The sequence below is a fragment of the Winogradskyella sp. SYSU M77433 genome (genome assembly GCF_029911945.1).
In the GTDB taxonomy this organism is placed as follows: Bacteria; Bacteroidota; Bacteroidia; order Flavobacteriales; family Flavobacteriaceae; genus Winogradskyella.
This window is the reverse complement of the sequence record NZ_JARYTG010000001.1, coordinates 257,184-278,558: the sequence shown is the minus strand read 5'-3', so window position 1 is coordinate 278,558 and position 21,375 is coordinate 257,184. Positions and strand designations below refer to the sequence as shown.

Below are 21,375 nucleotides of genomic sequence, written 5' to 3'. Positions count from 1 at the left end.
CAAGGCTTCAATAATTAAAAGTTGAAGGTTTCTGCTGCAAATATTTAGGAAATATCTATAAAATTAATTAAACTTAAATGATGAAAAACGATGGTAAAAAATTTGAAATACTAACAAAAGAGTTCTTCTCTTTCCTATTTAAAAAGCTTGGTTATACAGTACATAAAGAACGTATTCAATTTAATGGAACACAAGATGGTTTTGATGTTCAAATGGTTATTGGTAAAGATTATAAAGAGCGCATATTTTATATAGAGTGTAAAGACTACTCTACCGATGTAAATTTTGCCAGCATATATACAAAAGCACATGATTTAGTAACAAATTACAATTTGAATAAAAAAGATATGGCACTATTTGTAAGTCCTAAGTCGAATTTCAAAAACAGTAAAAATGCAGAAAAATCAGAGCCAACATTAAATAGAATTTTTCCTTTCAACATAAGACTATTAGAGAAATCTAATGGTGTTGAAAGCTTGTTCGCTTTGAATAAAGACATCTACAAGGAAATTTATAATCAAGAGCTTAGTTTTAAAATAAATGACCAAGAGGAAATTGATAAGTTTAAAAGCATCATTCTTTCGAGGGGAAAATTTAGAAAGATTGTAATAAAAGAAGAAGATAAAGTAAAATACATTTCTGATACAAAAAAGTGCTCAAATTATATTCCGCGAACTATAATTAAGGAAAGAGAAACCAAAAAATCTCATAGACAACTTTATCACAATGAAGAAGGCTTAGGTAATTTAATCTCGATAGTTAAAGATAACATTTCTAACTCGGAAAATGATGGATTGGCACTATTGGGAAATCCAGGTTTGGGTAAGTCTGTAGAATTGACTGAATTGGCACTATATTTTTGGGAAAATAGAGAAGAAACAAACATTATCCCTTTTTACAGAGTTATAAACAGTTTTACTGTTGATAGTAAAATAAGTGATTTTCTTCCTAAGGACTGGGATAAGATACCTGAGCTATTGATTGTTCTAGATGGTCTTGACGAAATATCATATATCAATGAGTTCAAATCCAAGCTTCAGAATTTTTTAGATAAAAATAGAGATGACTTACAGCATATTTATTTTGTTATCAGTTGTAGAACGAATGTCTATGAAAACATCGTAAAAGGAATTCCAAAATTTGAATGTTTTTTTCTGCATAGCATCAGTTACCGAAGTGCCATAGATTATCTACGGTCAGAATTCAAATTACCACGTAACGTAATTTCAAGTTTATATGTCAATGAAGACCAAAGAGAGTTTTTAGAAAATCCTTTTTATCTAAACCTTTTTGGGGAGTATTATTCGGTAAAATCGAGCCTGCCAAAAAACAAGACAGATCTAGTTGAAAAGTACGTTGACAAAAGATTGGAAGAGGATAGGGTTAAAAAATTTAGGAACAAAGAAGTATTTGACAAATCAATAATAATTTCTGGTTGTAAAAAAATTGCATTATCGATAGAGGCTATGCAATCAAGAATAATTGAAGATTCAGAATTAACAATTCTCATTCCAAATCATAAGGCTGAACTGATTAATTCCTGTTTTGTTGAAAAAATATATAATGCTGACAGGTGGCAATTTGAGCATAAAAACCTTCAAGAGTTTTTTGTCGCCAAGGCTTTGATGAAACTTCCGTTTGAAGAAATTATAAGTTTTATAAGTCTTAATTCTGCAAATAATAAAACACATCCATCTTGGCTAAATTCAATATCCTATCTCATCAATGATTTGGATTCAAGCGAAGATGTATATGTTAAATTAATTCAATGGTTAAAAAAGAACGACCCTGAAGTTTTATTTAAGTCAGATTCTGACCGAGTTTCCGAAGAAATAAGGTCAGAGGTTTTTCAAGATTACTTTATTAAGAGGTGTAAAGAGAACACGTTATGGATAAGGTCTTACGATAATGAGACAAGAAAAGTAGCCAAGTTCGCGAACACTAAAAAAGACATTGATTTTTTAATAACTGAAATTAATGATATTACAAATCATAGAAGAACAAGAATATCTGCCTTCCATTTACTGTCTTACATGAACTTGAAAGAAAGAGAAAATGAGATAAAAGAACTTGTCCTAAAGTATCTGGATGATAGAAATGATGACTTTGATTTAGATGCAAAAGCAGATTTGATTGGGTTTGTAAAACGTCTTGAATATCATCTTGACGAAACATTTTTTGAAAAGCTGCTATCTAATATTGTAGAAAATGATTATCACAGAACTTTCACAGCCATACTGGAATGTTTTCAAAAAGACCTATTAACTAACGAAAAATCTATTGACTCTAATAATCACAGAAAATATATTAAGAATGTCGCTGCCATCATATCAGGACAAAAGACAAGAAAGTTTGATGGCGAAAGAAACGTAGCCTCAACTGAAAGACAGAACCTAAAGAATGTTCTGTTACAGTTTAAAGCCATTGACGATTTCTTATTTGCTCTAGATTTTTTACTAATAAGAAGAGACAGTTATCATCTTAACGAAAGCGAAATAAAAGATACGGTCAAAAGACTATCGGAAATGTACTTTGAGGACAAAAAGGTGTTTGACAAGGTCGTAAACTTTATTTATTTAGGAATTGATAAAAGGCAATATCTCTTTGAATTTGAAGAAAAATTCTGCGAATTTTTTAAAATCACTAATACTCAATACCAAGGTTTTTTAAGGTTTTATGATTTAAGAGATAGGATAGGTATACGGTTTATGTCATATATAGCCGATGAAGATAGTATTAAGTTTTTGTTAGAAGAATACAAGAAAGATAAGGTTAATAATAAAACTATATCCTACTTTAGGAACAATCTAAGCTGGGAAAACTTAGAATTGAGTCTCGATTTTCAAAAACTTATTTTGAAAGAAACAAACTATGATTTTAATGGTGAAATATTAGAGAAATCCGAGAGGGCCGAATGGCAAAAATTCCATAAACTCAAGGAAGGTCTGAGCTTCGATTTATTATTTCACAAGGACAAGATGAAAGATGTCATTAAACTTCTTTTTGATAAACTTGAATCGAATAAAACAAATTGGGATGTGCTTCATGCATTTGAACAATTGCATTGGAAGAGTCTTGAACTACAAAGGTCAATTCCTCAATCTGCCATCAATGTAGTGCATGACACCTTGAGGCTTTCTGATTTTAAACATATTACCTGTGAAGATGTATTTAAATTGATTGATACTGATTTATATCTTATTAAAAAAATCAAGGATAATATTCATTCTAAGCGAAAGAATAACTTAAGTAATATGAATAAGCGCGGTGTGAGAATTACCAAATCACAGTTTGATTTTATCAATGATTGGTGCCAAGAAAAAATTAAGTCTATTAATGAGAAATCGGAATGTTTGTTGGATAGGGAAGAATGCGGTCTTATATGGTATTTCAGAAACTTGTTAAACTTAAAATACCCAGATGAGATTCTTTTAGAACTTCTAGAGGTTGACGGAAGGATGAATTTTAATGAACAACATTTTGGTATTGGTTATATATGTAAATTACTTGATAAGTCAATAATTGATAATAGAATTATTCAAAATATACGAAACGGAATTAGTGATGAACAAATAAGAAAAAACCATTTTGTGTATGCCTTCGATAACCAATTGAAGGACACATATCCTAAGATAGAAGAATATCTACTGGAAAATAATCAGAACAACTATTTTAGAAAAGAAATCCTTAAGAAGTATTGTCAAATAAACCTTTCGGTTTCCTTGCTCAAAGATATCGCTGATAAATCTATGCAAGAAGAAATTACGGATGATATCGTTTGGCCTGTTTTTGATATTTTAATTGAAAACGATGAAAGCGATTTTGTCAAAGATAGAATACTTTACTACTATCAATCCAATGAAGAGTCTTTAAAAGAATTAATTGGTATTAAATATCTTATCAAGTCTAATTACGAAAGAGCCTTTTCATATTTTAACAATTGGATTAAAGGGCAAAAAGTTTACACAAGAAGAACAAAAAACAGTTTACGAACAGAAGATTTTCCTAAACACACCAACCCAAAATCAATTCCTGACATAATAGAGTTAATAAATACTTATTATGACAACAATGAATTTAATTTTGATGATTACAGCAATCCCATTAGGTTTATTGTAGAATCAATTAATGCTATTGCTCAGAATAACTCACAAGAGGTATGTCAACAACTCATAAATGAGTTAGAGAAAATTAGGCAATCTCTCAACAGCGATAAGCATGATTTATATTATATCAATCAAGTTATATTGGATTTAAAAGATATACACATAAAGCTTGAATCCAAACCAATGCCATTTCCGTCTATTGTAGGTAAAATCAGAGAATATCAGTATTATTTTGCATAGAAGTATCTGAAATAAACTCAGAGCATATTTATATTATAAACTATTTAATCGGTGTTTTTAATGATTTTCTTGTATGATTAACTTCTTCATGTGAAATAGGTTAGGGAAAGATTAAACTAGCGGTCAATCAACAAGCCCTTAGAGTTGAATACTAATGGCAAAAGACCAGGTTTTACAACATTTTGGTTGTAGTACTAAATTCATCGATGAATAATTAAAAAAAAGGGAAGCTCGGACTTTTGTGTGTCCGCTTCCCTTTTACCTATTTAGGAAAGATTAATTACAAACCCTTAACCTATTTTCAGGTATAAAAGGCTTGTTATCATTGACAGACCTTTCACATCTTTGTGAATTGTCATTTGCCGATTGTTCTTCAAGAAGGTTAATTAATCCATCAGCATCGATGCCTTTGGGAATAATCATTAACTTGCTTTGCAATGCATCTGCCCAACAATAAAGATGAAAAGCAGTCGGACTTCTTACGCCACATTCCCAGTGGCTGACCAGTCTGTCCGCAACGCCAAGTGTATGATTTAGTTCGTCTTGGGTAATTCCAAGACGATAGCGTTGCCTTATCAACTGCTTTACAACATCATGGAGAAAATCACTTCTGATTTTATGAGGATAATTAAACTTAATATGCATTTTATATTCCTTTCTATTTCAGTTAATGTCCTAAGACTGTTTTTTCATAAGCCAAAAGACAGTGAGCTTATACGTGCATATTTTTCAAATTTCCATAAGATTATAGATTATACGTGATAAAAAACACATTAAGGTGTTAAGCATAAAAACCTTAAGTCAGTACACTATTTTGAACTTTCCTTCTAAAACATTCAAGAACTGAAACCAAAAAGAGGAAAACAAATGGTTAAAACAATCGAAAACAATTCTGTCGTTCTTATTGACCCCGATGAAGAACCAAAAGTCGTAGCTGCATTAATGGAGAATATGAACGCCTTTATATCCATTAGGACTATGGAGATAATGACAACACTTGATAAAGCAACACAGTACAGAGAGCGAAAAGCAGGACGGTTTCCCTTACTTCATAATCTCACTCTACACGGTAAACGTAAGGCCTATAGAATTGATGATTTGAAAGCGTATTTGGTTAATCCTCAAAATTATAAGTCATAGTTAAATAAAGGGTGTTTGTAGAATTGCAAACACCCTTTTTCAAAAAGAGAGGGGATTTAAATGAGTGTCATTCCAAAAAGAAAAACATTGCGTCAAGAGGATATAAACATCGAGTTAATGCAAGAAGCCAGTCTCATAATGGCAGAAGTGGTCAAGTTATATGGTGATGCATACTTGTCGATATTCGTCAGAATTTTAAAAGAGATTGAGCAACAAAAGGAAAAGCAAAACTATAAAAAAATAGCTTTACAAATGATCAATGATAGGTCATAATAGCTTTTAGTGTTTGGCAGTCAAAAACGGTAACCACGTTGTCAACCAAAAATGACCTGATGAGTTTTTAATAAAAGATTTATTCTTTACACATCAAGGGCTTAAGCCGAGAGTAAAATTCCTTACGAATCCCATCCTCTCCTCCATTTACATAAGTTTTTATGTCAGTAAGCCATTGGAATAAATCAAATTATTATCTCATCAGGTTTCATAAGGGTCAAAACCTTGTGATTCTGTCAACCAAAGTGGTAACCAGAACGGAAACCAAAATGAGATATTTACTCAATCGCAACGGATGGTATTTTTATGACCGTCGAGTCCCTAAATGTTTTTCTATGTATGATGATAGAGGGCGAGTAAGGGTAGCTCTGAGAACCCAATGCAAAAGAACCGCTTTTAGAAAAGTGGTTGCTGAAAACGATAATATTGAAAACTATTGGAAAACACTTTCAAAGAAGAAAGAAAAACATTGCCCTGTAAAATTTAAGCAATTGATGGAAACATCAAAGCAACTAGGCTTTGGATATCGTCCAGTTGAGGAAATCAGTGAGCTTAATTTAATAGAGCTGTTGGAGCGCATATTCGCAATCAAGAAACATATAGATAATGAAATTATCGTAAAAGCTCTATTGGGCAAGGAAACACATACCCAAAGCAATGTTTTATTGTCACAAGCCCTAGAGAGGTTTTGGAAATATTCAAAACCAACATTGATGAACAAAAACCCTGACCAACAGCGTAAGTGGAAGAATCCACGAATCAAAGCGGTAAATAACTTTATCCAGCAAGTAAATGACAAACCAATAGATGAAATAACCAATCTCGACCTAGTAAAATTCAGGGATTGGTGGTTAAAACGAATGAAAACTGATGGTATAAAGGCTGACACGGTAAATAAGGACTTTACGCACTTAAAAGGTGTTTTGGAAATCGTTGCTACGCACGAACAAATAAATTTAGATGTCGATAAAATATTCAAGAAAATCCATATTAAGGAAACGGATAGGCAAACCCGAAAATCCTACCCAACTAAATTTATTAGGAATAAAATTTTAAACCCTAAAACACTAAAAGGGCTGGATAAGGAGGCGCAAAATATCCTGTTTGTTTGTGCCAATACAGGAGCTAGACCTATTGAAATAGTTAATCTTACAGAGGATGATATTTTCTTGGATGAAGAAATACCCTATATCCATATAAGACCAAGATTGGGGTATTCATTAAAGACCAAAGAGAGTGAACGAAAACTACCCTTGGTTGGATTAGCACTAAAAGCATTTAAGGAGCATCCACAAGGGTTTTGCAAATATCTAAGTAAATCAGATAAATTAACTTCTACAATCAATAAATGGCTTTCTAAAAATAATTTAAGACCAACACTCAAACATAGTCTGTATTCTTTGAGGCATAGTTTTCAGGATAGACTGACAGCTTTAGAGATTCCCGATAGAATTCAATGTCAATTAATGGGGCACAAATTTAAAAGACCCAAATATGGGGATGGGGCTAGCTTAGAGCATTTGAGAGAAATTATCTTTAAGATTAATGTTTGAAAGTGTTTAATTGAAGATAATATTTTTAAATCAACTCAATGTGATTTAAGCTATTTGATTATAAGAAAACTAATAATCAACAATTTACTTCAAGAGCCAAAAACGTGAGAATTGTAATGACCTTCTCCAGTTTTAACACATTTTCTTCTACAAGCCAAAATAGCTTCTTTTTCATCAATTAATGCCCACGAAGTTTCAATAACTTCGCCTTCCATTTTTTCTACTTCCTCAATCTTAAAGGGCTTTATAATTTGGATTCTATTTTCTTCATCTACAGCTTCTATAAGAATTTCATCCTTATCAAGCTCAAAATGTTTGTGCAATAATGTTATTCCAAATCTATCAAGAGAATTATATTTTTTCAAAACTTCTTTTATCTCTTTTAAGCATTCAGTGTCGCTATCGTTTATTGACTTTATGTCCATTTCATGTTTTAAACTATTGTGTACAAGCGGTGTTAAGTTTTTCATATCATAGAGTTTTCTTAAAAATAAGGATTTTAAATGTACTATACAATACAAATTACTCGAATGGATGGATTATACAAAATAAGCTTGCCAAGCTTTGATAATATAACAGGAAAAGGTAATACGTATGATAAGGCGTTTATAAAATTATGGGAACATCTATATAATAAATTAAACACACTCATTCAAAATGATAAAAAAATTCCAGATTCTTTTAAAGATATTAAAAGTGCTAAAGAAACAGGTGCAGATGGTGTCCTTAAACTAACTAATAATGTTAGTTTAAAAATTGAAATATATAATCTGTTAACTGATTTTGAAAACATCCAACAATTTAAGTTACTCGAAAAAAACGGACTTCTCGATGTAAAACATCCGTCAACTATTGTTGAATTTGAAAAAGCCTTTAATATTCTTGGATATGACCTAGATTTTAGACTTAATTCGATTTCTAAAAATCAAGATTTGTCTAACTGATTATTTTTCCACCTTATTTCAATCATAATAATATAAGTCTTTCCTTCCTCGATACTCTTTATATAACGCACATTGTTAGCTTTAAGTTTCTTAAGTTTAAGTGATGCTACTGCTTCATAAACAGGATCGAGACAATAACCTTTAATAGTGACTAAATGCGTAGCAAAAAAAATCTTGATAACCCTCTCATCCCCATCCTTGCCTATCCAAGAAGTTATATAATGGGCATAGCTAAAATTCTGCCGCGTTCCATCAAGGAGTTCAAAATCAATGGTCTTGGTTTCCCCAACCTCATAAACATTAAGTTTGTTTGGGTCTTTTGTCGTTTCTTTTTTTTCTTTGCCGTTCTTGGCAATTTCCAAGCTTTTGAATTTATAGGTCTGGCTCATAATCCTTGTCTATATTTTTAGATTTGTTCTTTGTTTTGGGCACATCAATATCAACGGTTCTTGGCATAAAATCCTTGTCCTTGACTAGTTCTGTTGCACCCTGTCTGTCACCTGATTTTTGGATTTGTGTCAATAGACCGTCTTTGTCATCTGTGTAAATAGTCACATTCTCTCTTGCCCTAGAAGTCGATACATAGAACTGTTTTTGGTTACTGGCGGGAAAGGTCGCACTTGGTTGATTGATAAAGACATGGTCAACTGTTTTGCCCTGCGCTCCATAAGAGGTGGAACAATAAGCATAATCAAAATTACCAAAATCCTCTGACAGTTGAAATTCACTTACCCTGTTCTTGGATATTTTAACAGCAGTGATGCCGTATTTTTTGCTAAGTTTTTTGATTTTTAGGACTGTTCCGTTATTCAATCGTTTTCCTTTCTCGTCATAACGTGGCTTATTAATTCGGATTTCATCACCCTTGCTCAAAGCTATTTGTCGAGGAAGACACACATCATAATCCTTTGCCTTTAGTGTGGGCAGGATATGATGTACGCCCTGAACATTCATTATAATAACCTGACCGTTCTTGGTTTTCTTTACGGTTAATTTTTCACCTTTTTTAATACCTTTCATATGCTGATTGACTTGGATGATATCCCCTTTGTTGTAGTTCCTGACATCCTGTTTTTCAGCCAATGTCAAATATTTGTTGTCCAATATCGTGACCATACGTTCTCTCTGGGCAATTAATTTTTTCTGTTTCAAGCCTCGTCGGATATCTTGGTTGATTTTCCTTGCCTGTTCCCGAGTTGGAGAAATGACCAGTGCAGATTTCTTTTCATTGATGGTCTTTAAATAATCATCTGCCAAAGTCTTTGAAATATCAACATAGTCACTTTCCTTTATACTGCCCATCGTATCCAGTTTTTTAAAACCACTCACAATATTGCCCTTACTAATATCAAAAACCGCAGATTTATAGTTTTCTTCCCTTTGCCGATAGATGGTTTCCAAGGAAGCCTGTGGGACGTATCCAACGGTTTTTAAAATCCGCATTGCATCCCCTCGGTCAACGGCTGAATGTTGCCTTGGGTCACCAGAGAGAATGACCCGAGATTTGTTCTTGTTGGCAATGTTCAAAATATCCGCCATATCCTTAGTGCCAAGCATTCCTGCCTCGTCAATCCAAAGGACTTGTCCTTTGGTCTGATCCTGTAAATCCTTATCAATGAGAAATCGTGCCACGGTCTGGGCATTTTCAAAACCCTCGCTTTTCAATACATCGTGTGTAGCGTTGGAGGTCGGTGCAAAAAGAAATACTTCTTTGCCCGATTTTTCAATATTCTTTACGGCTTGAGAAATCAAGGTTGTTTTACCAGTCCCTGCACCGCCTTTTATCATCGTGAGCTGGTCTTGGGAAGTCAGGATATGTTTAAGTGCCGTCTGTTGTTCCTTGCCTAATTTTTTAAATTGCTTATCGGGATGAAATGACGGTTGAAAAGGTCTGAACTTGCCCATTCCCTCTCGGGCAAGTTGAACCATAGTCCATTCTTCCTTTAAGACCAAAGCCGTGGTGCAAAGCGTTTGGCTTCCAACCTCAATCTGAAAAACCCTATCATCTTTATCCAAGGCATTATCTATGGCATCCAAGGACACGTCCTTGTTGTCAATCGCATAGGTGTAACCCTCTGCCAAAATTTGCCGTTCTCGCTTGACACTTGCCCGACTAAAGGAATGGTCAATAGCGTATTCTATGGTTTTTTTGGCGGTTAGGTTTTTATTGGTCGTTTTTGTCTCGCTGTTTACTTGTTCATTAATACCATTATCCAGTAATTGATTGCGCCACGATGCTTGCAATTCTGGCATTGTTCTATTTTTTTGCTTTTTAGCCCGAGTCCTTGCCCCAAGCTCGTCCAGTTCCTTGGGATTGGTAATTCCCTTTTCCTTGGCGACCTGACCAATCCTATTGGTGCGTTTGGAAAAATGGTCAATGGCTTTTTGAGGGATAACGGAAAGCTCAAAACCGTTCTTGGTTTTTCTTATATCAAAACCCTTTTCAGAAAACTTGTCCGCCAAGCGCTTTTGAAATCGTGCCTGATAATAGGGCATATCCCTTTTGATATTGTGGAACTGCCCTGCCTTGAACTTGTTCTCAACCTCGTCATAGGTCACATTGAACGTAAAGCAGTGGCAATGTAAATGCGGATCTGGTGGATGTCCGTCCACAGGTCTTGCCGTTTGGTGGATAAAATCAGCCCAAAGCATTTTGCCAGTATCCCTGTCATCATATTGGTTTTGTGTACGGATGCGAGTCTGCATTGCCGATTCCATTTCAACCATTGTTTCCCTGACACTTTCCTTGAATAGATTTAATGCCGTATCATTATCGCTCAAAGCGTGATAGATGGACACGGATTTCGGGCAATGAAAGCTGATATCGTATCCAACACGTCTATCCTTGACCGTTCGTTGGGTCAGGGAGTTACCATTAGTGGGATTGATATTGTCGCAGAGTTTTTCAAACCGTTCCTTATCGACAAATTGTCCTTCAATATCCAACTGTTTGGCAATGCGTCCATTGAACCTACCATTAAGTTCCTGGTCCTCGATATAGTAGTCCGCTTTGGAAAGAGCATCCCGAAAATAGCTCTTGGCGTGACCAGAGGTCTTGCTTTGAAACATACGTATCATATCCTACCTAACAATTTTTGATGACAATTGTTCTATAAGGGTTTTTGGCTAACCGAGCTACGGACGGATACTTAAGGGATTAAGAAATCCTAAAATACAAAATATTCTGATACGTTTTTCCTTTGGTTATAAAGTATTGGCTTTTGGTTATATCTGTCAGTACACCATCGCTTTCCTTTGCCGTATCAAAGCACTGGATGATTGAAAAAGGCTCTAACACCAATGCAGTTGTTTGCCCGCCACTTGCCCGCGTAAACGTGTGGTTCTAGACAAACAACTTCTGCCTTGATGTTCTTTAAGCCCCATCATCTCAATTTTAAAACAAAGGAGTAAGACGATGACAACACAGAACAAAACAGCCACGGACACCAAAACCAAAGGCGACAAGCCTACGCATTCCCTCTATGTGAAGAGTGAGCAATTTGGAAATCCCATAAATATGAGGCTATCAGCCATTTGGAATAATCCCGAAAAGGGCTATATGGGCTTAAGTCCCGAAAAGCTTCGCATCAAGGAGTTTCCTAATGCCAAGAAAGGCGAACCTCGTTTCCAACTGTTCCTTAAGACCAAAATCTATGGGCAGGAAGCCTCAATACAGTTTGGCGAGATTAAACCCGAAAAGGAAGAAAACTGCTTTGAGGTCAATCTTGGAGACCTTGTGATTTTTGAGAACAAGCCTCGTGAAGTGGTTGAAACCAAACAAGCACAAAAGAAGAAAGTAGCCGTCAACGGACAGCCACGACCATAAAACGATAAGGGGGCAAAAGCCCCCTTATTCTTTACAGGAAAGGAAATGTTATGAACTATAACACTAAGTTATTGGCCGAGCAAAATGATATGTTCAGAAAACATATTGGAACGCTTGAATCCAATACTATAGAGGTCAAGGGCAAATATTGTATGACGCAGGGCGTTATGAACCTTAGCAATTTTCAGAAACTTGATACCCTCATAAAGCTGTGGGAGTATGAAAATTTCAATGAAGATAATGATCCTTATAGTGAACACGATTATGGGCGTTTTACCTTGGAAGAAAATAAACAGGACATTATCTGGAAGATTGATTATTATGATACTAAATACCTTTATGGTAGTGAAGATCCTTCCAATCTTGAAATTACAAGACGTGTTTTAACTGTTATGTTGCCTTATGAATATTAGGAAATTAAGTCTAACTTAAAAAAAAATCATCATAGAAATAAGTATAATTAAAGCATAGCGTAGAGTATTTATATGTTTTATTGGATATTTTTATTTTTTTTACGTTATTGAAAAACAAAGTTTTACAGTTTTTTGAAATGAATCAAAAGTTATCTTTTTTTTGGAATAAATATAACATAGGTTGGATTTTAATCTTTTCTGTAATCCTTCTTTTAGGAGTTTGGGCGATACAATTTTTTTTCTTTTTATCAAAAAAAGATGACTACTGGGTGTCTTTTAATGCATCTTTACTAGAAGATATCATATTTTTTACTTCTATTGGAATTCTATTATTGATCATACAAATTTCAATGTCAAATCCTGAAAATAAAGAATTTAGAAGTAGAGTAAGGTCAATTGCTAATAATCCAAAAGTTAAAAATGAAGGTAAAGATTATCTAGAAGAACAAATTAAAGACATAGTTGCTTATACAGAAAAAAATCATACTTATGTAGAAATCAAAAATAAGAATGACAATTTAGTAGAAGTTTACAGTGAAATAGAAGCTGAAATTGTAAATATGTGCAAGGATATACCTTTTACAGTCAAATCAGGTTACTCTGTAAAGCCTGATAAACAACTAAAAGGTAATTATGGTTATATAAAATATGCAGGTATAAAAGATACTCTAAATCCTAGTAATGATAAAATATTTATTGATAAATCAGTAGAAATATTATATTCAGATAAGATACATAGGAAAGATAATGAAGAGGTTAAAATCTCAAATGGCGGGAGTGCTATTTCAGGTCTTAAATATTCTGTTTATGAAGAACTTGATACCGATAAAAATGATGACAACAATTGGCATTACACATATGTAAAAAGGTTTACTAATAATTTTTCTTTAAAAATGATTAATAGAACAGATGTTGCAATAAAGATAGATTACAAGATAGAGCGAAATACGAAGACGTTTCTTGATGAATGCGAAAATACTGAAATGCTTCCAAAAAATATGAAAGACACACATGAACTTCTGAAAAATGAAACTTTATATCCTGGGGATAAGGTTTTGTTTTACATTTCAAGTTCTTAAACTTGGCATTTGTTTTGTATTTACAATCTCAAAAATTAATGTTATATTTGTCTAACTACTTATGAAAATAAAAAAGGATATTAAAATGTATACAATTAAATATGCTGGCGGTGGTGGAGTTCACTAGTCGTTAGAAAATAAACGATTTAAAGACCATTCATATGAATGGTCTTTTTAATTTCAGGTTGTTTATTTTTTTAATCCCATAGACACTGCGTAGTATTAGTTTTGGTAGTTTTGGGGCCTTTGGTCTGTGATATGGGATTGGGGTTGGTGCGCTTTTGCCCAATGGTTAGTTCTTTTACTTAGCAATGGTTTTTCTACTGACTCTAAAATTCGTTTTAAATTCTTTTGGTTTATTTAGCTCAGTACTACCAATCAATAATTTTTGGAATATATCTCAAACCTTGAATAGGGACAAGCAATGCTCTTTCAGATTCCTACTTGCTCTTTTAAAGGTTTTCGATGGGACCACTTTAAAATTATTGAAGGAGCAGACCTATGGATAAATCCAAAATCAAAACATACCTAAACGATATTATCGATGACGACCCTGAAACCATTAGAGCATTCGTGGCTGAAGAGGCTCTTGGATATGATAATCCCAAATTGTTTTTTGAGGATTTACAGCAATACGGATGTATCAGTGGAATGGTAACGTCCCTGATTTACTACCAAGACACCCACAATTTTTTTGATTGCTATTATGATGACATCCAAATTTTAAAAGAGACTTATGAAAGTAACACAGGTAAAGCATTGCAAATAAAAGACGATATCAAAAACTTTTTGGCTTGGTTTGCCTTTGAGGAAACTGCCTTTCAAATCTATACTGAAATTGATGACGGTTAAAGCATATTTCATTTTCAAATATTGATTTTGATACTCTTTAATCACCAAAAAAGGTTAAATAGAACACAAAATTAACCATTTATAAATCTGCCCCTAAGCAAATTAAAAACTTATCCCTAAGTAAAAGATACCTTTAATTCAACAGGTTGGTCTTTAACCAAAAACTTTATTTAACGGTGCTAATTGTTTTGTTAACACTTAGCTAGCATCGCTTAGGTCAAGCTTTGTCATCCTTTATCGAAAATCCTTAACTTTGACCCTTATAAAACAATATGCATTGCTAATTACCAATTACAAAACGTACCCTAAGCACTGCATAATACCTAACCCTAAGCAGTGCTAAAAGTAATCAGACATCTCCCCTAAGCGGTGCTTATGCAATTTTTTTTATGAATATTAAGATAATTCAAACATAAAATGTAGATTGTATTGTTTTGAAAATCAGTTAGTAAAAAATAAATCCTTATATTTAAACACCTTAATCCCCTAAGAACATCTGAATTCGATTGAAACAGATGTTAGACATTCCAATGATACAATGGCCAATGGGTCATCCCTTTACCATTCGTGATGCCTGCGAGGGTGTTCTCATCATGGGAGGACTAGGCAGTGGTAAGACATCAGGTTCAGGAGCGCTACTGGCAAAAAAATATCTAGAAAATGGGTTTGGGGGATTGATCTTGACTGCCAAGGAAGATGAACTTCAACTTTGGAAAACCTATTGTAAGGATTTTGGTCGGGAAGATGACCTAATAGTCATAGGTCAAGATTCCCCGGAGTGCTTCAATTTTTTGGACTATGAAAGTAGCCGTTCCGATAAGGGAACAGGAATCACTCATAATATAGCCGATACATTAAAAACAGTTATCAAGGCAGGAGCAGATGATGGAAGGGAATCCGATAAGGCATTTTGGGATGCATCTTTACAACAACTATTGGTCAATGCCGTGGATTTGTGCCTTTTGGTACAAAAGAAAATTCGTTTCGAACATATTTATCAAATCATCCAATCCGCCCCCAAAAGTAAGTCTGAATTGGCTAACGAAACTTGGAGAAAAAATTCAGCCTGTTTTCAATCAATGGAGCACGCTGCTACGCAACTCAACAAAGCCCCACAATCCAAGGAGCGTGATAATATGGCAAGACGGCTCTATATCATCGAGGACTTCTTTCTTGGTAATTGGCTCTATCTTTCTGAAAAAACCAGATCCATTGTAGAGCAGATGTTCTTTGGCTTTGGGGACCGTTTTATGCGTGATCCTCTGTATTCTCTGTTCAATACAGACACGACCGTAACACCTGAGGATACCATTAAGGGGAAAATTATTGTTTTCAACTTGCCCTATCTGATTTATGAGAATATAGGACGAGACGGTCAGATTTTATTTAAGTACGTATGGCAAAGAGCGATGCAAAGACGGCAGATAAGGGAGGGAAGTCGCCCTGTGTTCTTATGGGTCGATGAAGCTCATTACTTTCTTCACGACCATGATATTGATCATCAATCCACAGCAAGAAGCTATCGTGCCTGTACCGTATACCTAACACAAAACTTGCCTAATTACAGTTTGCATGCAGGTGGAGGGGAAAGGGGAATGTACCATTTTAAGGCACTAGCGGGCAACTTGGGGACAAAGTTTTTTCACGCCAATTCCGATGTAGAGACTAATGAATATGCAGCCAACCTAGTTGGAAAGGAACTTAAATGGGTTGGGAGTGAAGGGCAATCCATGGGGGAAAATTCGAGTTTTAGCGAAGGCAGTTCACAGAATATGCTCTATACCATCGAGCCGTCAGATTTTGCAAGACAAAGAACAGGTGGGCCACTCAATGAATTCTGTGTGGAAACTATTGTACACCGTCAAGGTATTCCCTTTGAGAGCACTGGAAAGAATCATGCATTATTCACTATAAACCAAAAACAAATATGAGCAATTCAACCGACAGCTTGTTTTACAAGTACAACCCAGAAAAAAGAAATATTTTTATAGAGATTCACAGTAGTCGCAACAACACCGCCTTGGAATTTTTCTCTAGCTTTTTTATGTTGTTTGCGTCCCATGCCTCTGCGATTGTAGAAGTGTTCTTGAGACGGCGTTTTGGGGAACGCTATATAACCTTGGCACAGTCCATCGGTCTTTTTATAGTTATCAATGTTGCCTATGGGTTTCTTGATAAGTGGTTTAGGTTAAAAGGTGGCGGTACTTTTCTCTTTCTTTTCTCGGTAGGCTTTCTAGTAATGGCTATAATACATAGACTGGAGATCAAAAAATACGGTACTACCTATGACTTTAAGCGCTTTAGTCTTTCAGATGGGGAGATAGCCCCATTTTGGTGGGAACTGATTGGAAATAAATTTTTGGGTGTACAAATCTCAAGTTACCATGTCAGGGTTTTGTTGGAGCCTGCCTTACCGATTTTTATAGGTGGTTTATTATCGTTTTTTGAATTTTCCAAAGCGGTAGGAATAATCCTTATATTTTGTGGCTTTGTCTACGGTGTCAGAAATTTTGTCAAGGCACAAAAGGGACGTAATTGGGTTCTGGATAACATAGATAAGAAGATTTCCAATGAAATGAAATATGATGTGTTTATCAGGAGAAAATCCAAAAAGGATACAAAAGGGGTGTATTTACCTATCGAGCTACCAGAGGATAAACAAACAAGGACGGCCCTTTACAATGCAGTTAACAGTTCAATGAGCGATACAAAGGATGTTTGGGTCAATGATTTTTTGGATGAGGATCACAAAAGCACAGGCTTAAATGAAAATATTGAGAGTACCGGTGGAGGAAATGGATGATTATTTTTTCTTCACTAGATGAGCTTGTTCAGGAAATTTTTCAAGGATGACATCTTCAATATACTTAGCCATATTTTTAACAAATTTTTCAAGTTGTTCTTTGGGAAGTTCGCCTTTGTGGAAACGTTCAATACTGCCACGAATTTGAATTTCTGAGGCCATCGATGCCTGAAGATTAGGCTTAAACCCCAATTCCTTGGAAATCAACTGACGAGCTTCATCTTTATATTCTGGCTTGGTATTGAGGTATTTATCCATTGATGACCATGACATAAGTGGATGTTTGTTACTCATTGATTTTCCTCCGTTCAAAAAAAAATAATAACATAAAAATGAGATTATGGCAAGGTTAGAAAAGTTTCAGCTTGAATATATCAAGGGCAATGCTTTTGGGGATAAAAATATTCATCAATTGATGAAGGAAAAAAAGGATGCACTTGATGATTTAAAAAAGGAAAGACCAACATCCTATAATAAGCCAAGTCCTAAATTGACACCTGAAAATGACATAACCATTGATAAGACTTTTAAGTCAAAAGGATTGGATAATGAAACATACATACAAAAATATGAGACAATCAATAAAGGTTACAATGATAAGATCTTTCAATCCACTAAAAATCATTTTGAAGAAAGTAACCCGCCAGAAGATTTACAACTGTTGGACGAATTAGGGAGGGAAGATTTAGCATTATTACTAGAGAAAGATTCTGATGCTGTTTTGGATAAGTGGAAAGAACAAGAACTTCAAGAAACAAAAGATCACAAATTAGATATTACAATGGATGACAAGAAGTCCAGGGAGGTGTTTGGTACCTTGGAATCAGAAAAGGATATTGTGGAGATAGATAAAAAGGATTTCAAGCAACAAAAGAACATTGAACAATTCGTACATATGGACGAAGAAAAAAATAAAAAAGTTTTTAATAGGAGGTCTGTAAAGGATGACTTTAAGGATAATGAAAAAGATATTACGGTGGGAAGAAGTAGAACTTCTTCACCTTCAGACGATTTTGAGTGATCAATTATTAGGGCTAGGTCAATTAATTCTTACATAAGACTTAAATCTGCAAACGAAGTGTGGTTCTCATCAGTTAGTATAATATGGTCAAGGACTGAAATATCAAGGTATTTTCCCGCTGTTACAAGTCTTTTAGTCAGATTTATGTCACTATCACTAGGGGTTGTGTTTCCTGAAGGATGATTATGTCCTAGAATAATACCACATGCTCTTGCTTTCAGTGCTGAGGAAAAGACAAGTTTGGCATCCACTAAGGTGCCTGAAACACCACCTTGTGATATGGGTACTATACCCATGCAGCGGTTGTTCCTGTCCAGTAATAATATCTTGAATTCCTCAAAAAGATTAATAGTAAGGTCATTCCAATTTTCACGGAAGAGTCTGTGGGCATCCTTGGAACTGGAAATTTTTGGACGTTCATCTGCCTTTACCTTTCGAGTATAGGTCAATTTTATCTCTGAAATTTTATAAAGGTCTCTTTTTGTCATCAGGCCAATATGGCCAATTTAAATTAAGGTTGTACTGACATAAAGAAAATTTATAGTTCAATATCCTTATCCTTGTGCTTTGGATTAGGTGTTAGATCGGTATAGCTTCTGTCCATACCATCCAAATCTAATGGAGGAATGATATCTTTCTCGAGGGCAATATCTTTACCATATTGTTCCATACCGTCTTTCATAGCCTGCATGCGGTTATTGCCGGCATTGATACCGTTTAGATCATCAGGTTTGAGCCCCAATTCCTTGGCCACTTCATAGCCTTGGTTAAAGGCTTCCAGATAATCCCTGTCAACTTTTGTATCGCTCATGTATTAAAATGGTTCTTTTGCATGACGTTCCAAATAATCATTTATGGAATTGCGATCATAGAGAATGATACGCTTTTTGGGTTGGGAAAAACGAATTTTTCCTTCATCACGGAGCTTTTGTAATGTGGTCTTTGAAGATATATTGAGCAGAGACATGGCCTGTTCGCCATCGATCCATTTGAATTGATGGTCTTTGTCACGCTTTTCTTCCAAGTGTTCAACGACCTTGTCGAAAAGCTTATAAAATGCTTCTTCCTGTAAACAAACAACTTGCATAGTGCTAATATCGGAAAAATTGAGAATAAAAAGCAAAATAAAAGCCCACTATTAGTGGGCCAATTATATAGTGAATTAAATAATCATTGTTTTACTATCTTTTTTATAACATAGCGTTTGTCGTAAATAAGTTTGATAAAATAAATACCTGATTTAAGATTTTCTAAATTCATTTGTTTATTTCCAAAGTTTGCAACCCCTACAGGTTGCCCTGATAATGTGTAAATTTCAATTGTATCAATATTAATATAGCTTGGTGATTCAATATTTATTATACCTTCTGTAGGATTAGGGTATAGATCAATATTCTCAACTAAAAGTTCCTCTATATTTAACCCAGAGCAATCAAGACCACCATCTGTGATCGTCCACCCATATGTATCGATGAGGGTGTTTCTTGCTGTCTCAGAATTACAATAGTTACTGTTTCCACCATGAAACTCAACATTAGATTGTAATGATTGATTTGCCCAACTATTTAGAGTTGCATCATAGTATTCTGTTGAAAGTGTCAAACCAGTAAACATTCTTTCCATTGTTGTCACATTTTCTACATTCCAATTATCTAAAGGTTGGTTAAAAACATCTGCAAAGTCGAACATATAATCCATGAATACGACACTACTGACATCCCAGTTGTTCAAAGGTTGATTGAAACTTTCTGTAAGTGCAAACATTCCCCCCATGTCAGTAACATTACTTACGTCCCAATTATCAAGAGGTTGGTTGAAACTGTCGCTCGACCAGAACATTGAATACATGAAATTAACGCTAGAAACATCCCAATCATTAAGTGGTTGATTAAAGCTTTGCGAGTATTGAAACATGCCTCTCATATTGGTCACATTAGAAACATTCCATTGATCAATAGGATGATTGAATGTATTAAAACTTGGACCGCCAAAAGGAGGTGGAGCTGTAAAAGCAAACATCTTTTCCATGTTTGTGACACTACTAACATCCCAACTATTTAAAGGTTGGTCAAAAGATTCAGCATCAAAAAACATCTCTTTCATATTGGCAACATTACCAACATCCCAACTATCAATATTTTGATTAAATGAGGTTGCACCAGAAAACATTTCTTGCATGTTATCAACATTGCCAACATTCCAATTATCTAAAGGTTGATTAAAAGAAGTGGCATTGTGAAATACGAATTGCATTTTTTCTATAGTGCTGACATCCCAACTATTAATATTTTGATTAAACGAAATTGCACCCTCAAACATAGCGTACATCGTATCAACATTAGACAGGTCTGGGGTATCAGTAGCATTTATTGTTAAATTTTTTGCACCTTTAAAGGCAGCTAACATTGAACCCCACTGAATATTACCCCATTGCTCCACAGAAATAATCTTTTCTTCAACATCAGTATCATTATTGATTATAATACTTGGAAATTGACCTCTTATTCTGACCGTGTAAGTGCCTGGCACACTATAGGAATGAGATATTTCATCAGTCACCCCTAAATCATCAAAAACCCCATCATTGTTCCAATCCACATCATAGTTATAGGTGAAACTATTTGAAAGTACAGGAATTTTAATAGTTAAATTATCTAGAGTACTTGGGTTATCAGTTTTCCAAGTAGTCACAAAATCATTTTCAGAGGTTTGTGCAAAAAAATGGCTTTGACTAATCAAAAAAATGATCACCCAAAATCCCTTATTCGTATTTGTTCGCATTGTATCAAAGTTGAAAGATTAATAAAAGTAGAATACCCTGAGTAAGGACGATTTATGATTATAGTTTACTTAATGAAACCCACAATAGAGTTGCCTTTGGTCTTCTAGGTACAATTTGTCCGAAAATTAAATATATTGTGCCAACATGAATTTTCTTATTAATGCTAACAAAATGATTGAGTTTAATTAACTTATTGCTTGTTTTCATAGAAAAGTCCAAATTTAAAAATGGTATCTATATAGATAAAAATGTTACATCCAAAGGAATTTTTTAATTCGTTAACCATAGCGCTTCAATTTTTATTATATTTACAATAATTCCCTTATGATTTTAATAGTTAATA

21 protein-coding genes are annotated in these 21,375 nt (G+C 34.4%); 12 read left to right on the top strand and 9 right to left on the bottom strand.

Annotated elements, in window-relative coordinates; all coding sequences use genetic code 11:
• The first annotated feature begins 77 nt into the window (after positions 1–77).
• Positions 78–4,346, top strand: a complete 4,269-nt coding sequence (locus QGM60_RS01220) for a hypothetical protein (protein ID WP_281138401.1) — start codon at positions 78–80, stop codon at positions 4,344–4,346.
• 276 nt (positions 4,347–4,622) lie between these two features.
• On the opposite strand, the gene QGM60_RS01215 is transcribed toward QGM60_RS01220, so the two are convergent.
• Positions 4,623–4,991: a hypothetical protein gene (locus QGM60_RS01215; protein WP_281138400.1), complete on the bottom strand. Its 369-nt coding sequence runs from the start codon at positions 4,989–4,991 to the stop codon at positions 4,623–4,625.
• Between the two features lie 222 nt (positions 4,992–5,213).
• Between QGM60_RS01215 and QGM60_RS01210 the strand changes: the two genes are divergently transcribed.
• From QGM60_RS01210 to QGM60_RS01200, 3 genes are all read left to right on the top strand, one after another.
• Positions 5,214–5,486 (top strand): hypothetical protein, encoded by a 273-nt coding sequence (locus QGM60_RS01210; RefSeq protein ID WP_281138398.1) that lies wholly within the window; start codon positions 5,214–5,216, stop codon positions 5,484–5,486.
• A 60-nt stretch (positions 5,487–5,546) separates the two neighbouring features.
• Positions 5,547–5,759 carry a hypothetical protein gene (locus QGM60_RS01205; protein ID WP_281138397.1) on the top strand — a complete coding sequence of 71 codons (213 nt, stop codon included), beginning with the start codon at positions 5,547–5,549 and terminating at the stop codon, positions 5,757–5,759.
• A gap of 269 nt (positions 5,760–6,028) precedes the next feature.
• On the top strand, positions 6,029–7,312 hold the full coding sequence (locus QGM60_RS01200; RefSeq protein ID WP_281138396.1) for a tyrosine-type recombinase/integrase: 1,284 nt from the start codon (positions 6,029–6,031) through the stop codon (positions 7,310–7,312).
• Between the two features lie 89 nt (positions 7,313–7,401).
• Here QGM60_RS01200 and QGM60_RS01195 read toward each other — a convergent pair whose 3' ends face one another.
• The gene (locus QGM60_RS01195; protein ID WP_281138394.1) at positions 7,402–7,782 is read right to left on the bottom strand and encodes a hypothetical protein; all 381 of its coding nucleotides are present in this window, start codon (positions 7,780–7,782) and stop codon (positions 7,402–7,404) included.
• A gap of 33 nt (positions 7,783–7,815) precedes the next feature.
• On the opposite strand from QGM60_RS01195, the gene QGM60_RS01190 reads away from it, so the two are divergent.
• Positions 7,816–8,256, top strand: coding sequence for a type II toxin-antitoxin system HicB family antitoxin (locus QGM60_RS01190; protein ID WP_281138392.1), 441 nt, complete (start codon positions 7,816–7,818; stop codon positions 8,254–8,256).
• On the opposite strand, the gene QGM60_RS01185 is transcribed toward QGM60_RS01190, so the two are convergent.
• Together QGM60_RS01185 and mobF are read right to left on the bottom strand one after the other, a co-directional pair.
• The gene (locus tag QGM60_RS01185) at positions 8,238–8,645 is read right to left on the bottom strand and encodes a hypothetical protein (protein WP_281138390.1); all 408 of its coding nucleotides are present in this window, start codon (positions 8,643–8,645) and stop codon (positions 8,238–8,240) included. The genes QGM60_RS01190 and QGM60_RS01185 overlap by 19 nt on opposite strands.
• Positions 8,629–11,325 (bottom strand): MobF family relaxase, encoded by a 2,697-nt coding sequence (mobF, locus tag QGM60_RS01180; RefSeq protein ID WP_281138389.1) that lies wholly within the window; start codon positions 11,323–11,325, stop codon positions 8,629–8,631. The genes QGM60_RS01185 and mobF overlap by 17 nt, the downstream gene beginning before the upstream one ends.
• A gap of 346 nt (positions 11,326–11,671) precedes the next feature.
• On the opposite strand from mobF, the gene QGM60_RS01175 reads away from it, so the two are divergent.
• The 6 genes from QGM60_RS01175 (at position 11,672) to QGM60_RS01150 (ending at position 17,229) form a co-directional block, all read left to right on the top strand.
• Positions 11,672–12,082, top strand: coding sequence for a hypothetical protein (locus QGM60_RS01175; protein WP_281138388.1), 411 nt, complete (start codon positions 11,672–11,674; stop codon positions 12,080–12,082).
• Positions 12,083–12,132: 50 nt separating this feature from the next.
• Entirely contained in the window at positions 12,133–12,495 is a 363-nt protein-coding gene (locus QGM60_RS01170; protein ID WP_281138387.1) for a DUF3768 domain-containing protein, read from the top strand.
• A gap of 137 nt (positions 12,496–12,632) precedes the next feature.
• A complete protein-coding gene (locus QGM60_RS01165) occupies positions 12,633–13,574 on the top strand; it encodes a hypothetical protein (protein WP_281138386.1) in 942 nt (313 codons plus the stop codon).
• A gap of 501 nt (positions 13,575–14,075) precedes the next feature.
• Positions 14,076–14,426: a hypothetical protein gene (locus QGM60_RS01160; RefSeq protein WP_281138385.1), complete on the top strand. Its 351-nt coding sequence runs from the start codon at positions 14,076–14,078 to the stop codon at positions 14,424–14,426.
• A 515-nt stretch (positions 14,427–14,941) separates the two neighbouring features.
• Positions 14,942–16,357 carry a TraM recognition domain-containing protein gene (locus QGM60_RS01155; protein ID WP_281138383.1) on the top strand — a complete coding sequence of 472 codons (1,416 nt, stop codon included), beginning with the start codon at positions 14,942–14,944 and terminating at the stop codon, positions 16,355–16,357.
• Entirely contained in the window at positions 16,354–17,229 is an 876-nt protein-coding gene (locus QGM60_RS01150; protein ID WP_281138382.1) for a hypothetical protein, read from the top strand. Before QGM60_RS01155 ends, QGM60_RS01150 begins: the two co-directional genes overlap by 4 nt.
• On the opposite strand, the gene QGM60_RS01145 is transcribed toward QGM60_RS01150, so the two are convergent.
• A complete protein-coding gene (locus QGM60_RS01145; RefSeq protein WP_281138381.1) occupies positions 17,230–17,523 on the bottom strand; it encodes a hypothetical protein in 294 nt (97 codons plus the stop codon).
• A 46-nt stretch (positions 17,524–17,569) separates the two neighbouring features.
• Between QGM60_RS01145 and QGM60_RS01140 the strand changes: the two genes are divergently transcribed.
• Positions 17,570–18,250 carry a hypothetical protein gene (locus tag QGM60_RS01140; protein ID WP_281138379.1) on the top strand — a complete coding sequence of 227 codons (681 nt, stop codon included), beginning with the start codon at positions 17,570–17,572 and terminating at the stop codon, positions 18,248–18,250.
• Between the two features lie 29 nt (positions 18,251–18,279).
• On the opposite strand, the gene QGM60_RS01135 is transcribed toward QGM60_RS01140, so the two are convergent.
• The 4 genes from QGM60_RS01135 to QGM60_RS01120 all read right to left on the bottom strand — a co-directional run bounded on the left by QGM60_RS01135 (position 18,280) and on the right by QGM60_RS01120 (position 21,031).
• Positions 18,280–18,738 (bottom strand): JAB domain-containing protein, encoded by a 459-nt coding sequence (locus tag QGM60_RS01135; protein WP_281138378.1) that lies wholly within the window; start codon positions 18,736–18,738, stop codon positions 18,280–18,282.
• 50 nt (positions 18,739–18,788) lie between these two features.
• Entirely contained in the window at positions 18,789–19,061 is a 273-nt protein-coding gene (locus QGM60_RS01130; protein ID WP_281138377.1) for a hypothetical protein, read from the bottom strand.
• Between the two features lie 3 nt (positions 19,062–19,064).
• Entirely contained in the window at positions 19,065–19,337 is a 273-nt protein-coding gene (locus QGM60_RS01125; RefSeq protein WP_281138376.1) for a helix-turn-helix domain-containing protein, read from the bottom strand.
• 83 nt (positions 19,338–19,420) lie between these two features.
• Positions 19,421–21,031, bottom strand: coding sequence for a BspA family leucine-rich repeat surface protein (locus QGM60_RS01120; protein WP_281138374.1), 1,611 nt, complete (start codon positions 21,029–21,031; stop codon positions 19,421–19,423).
• Positions 21,032–21,375 lie beyond the last annotated feature (344 nt).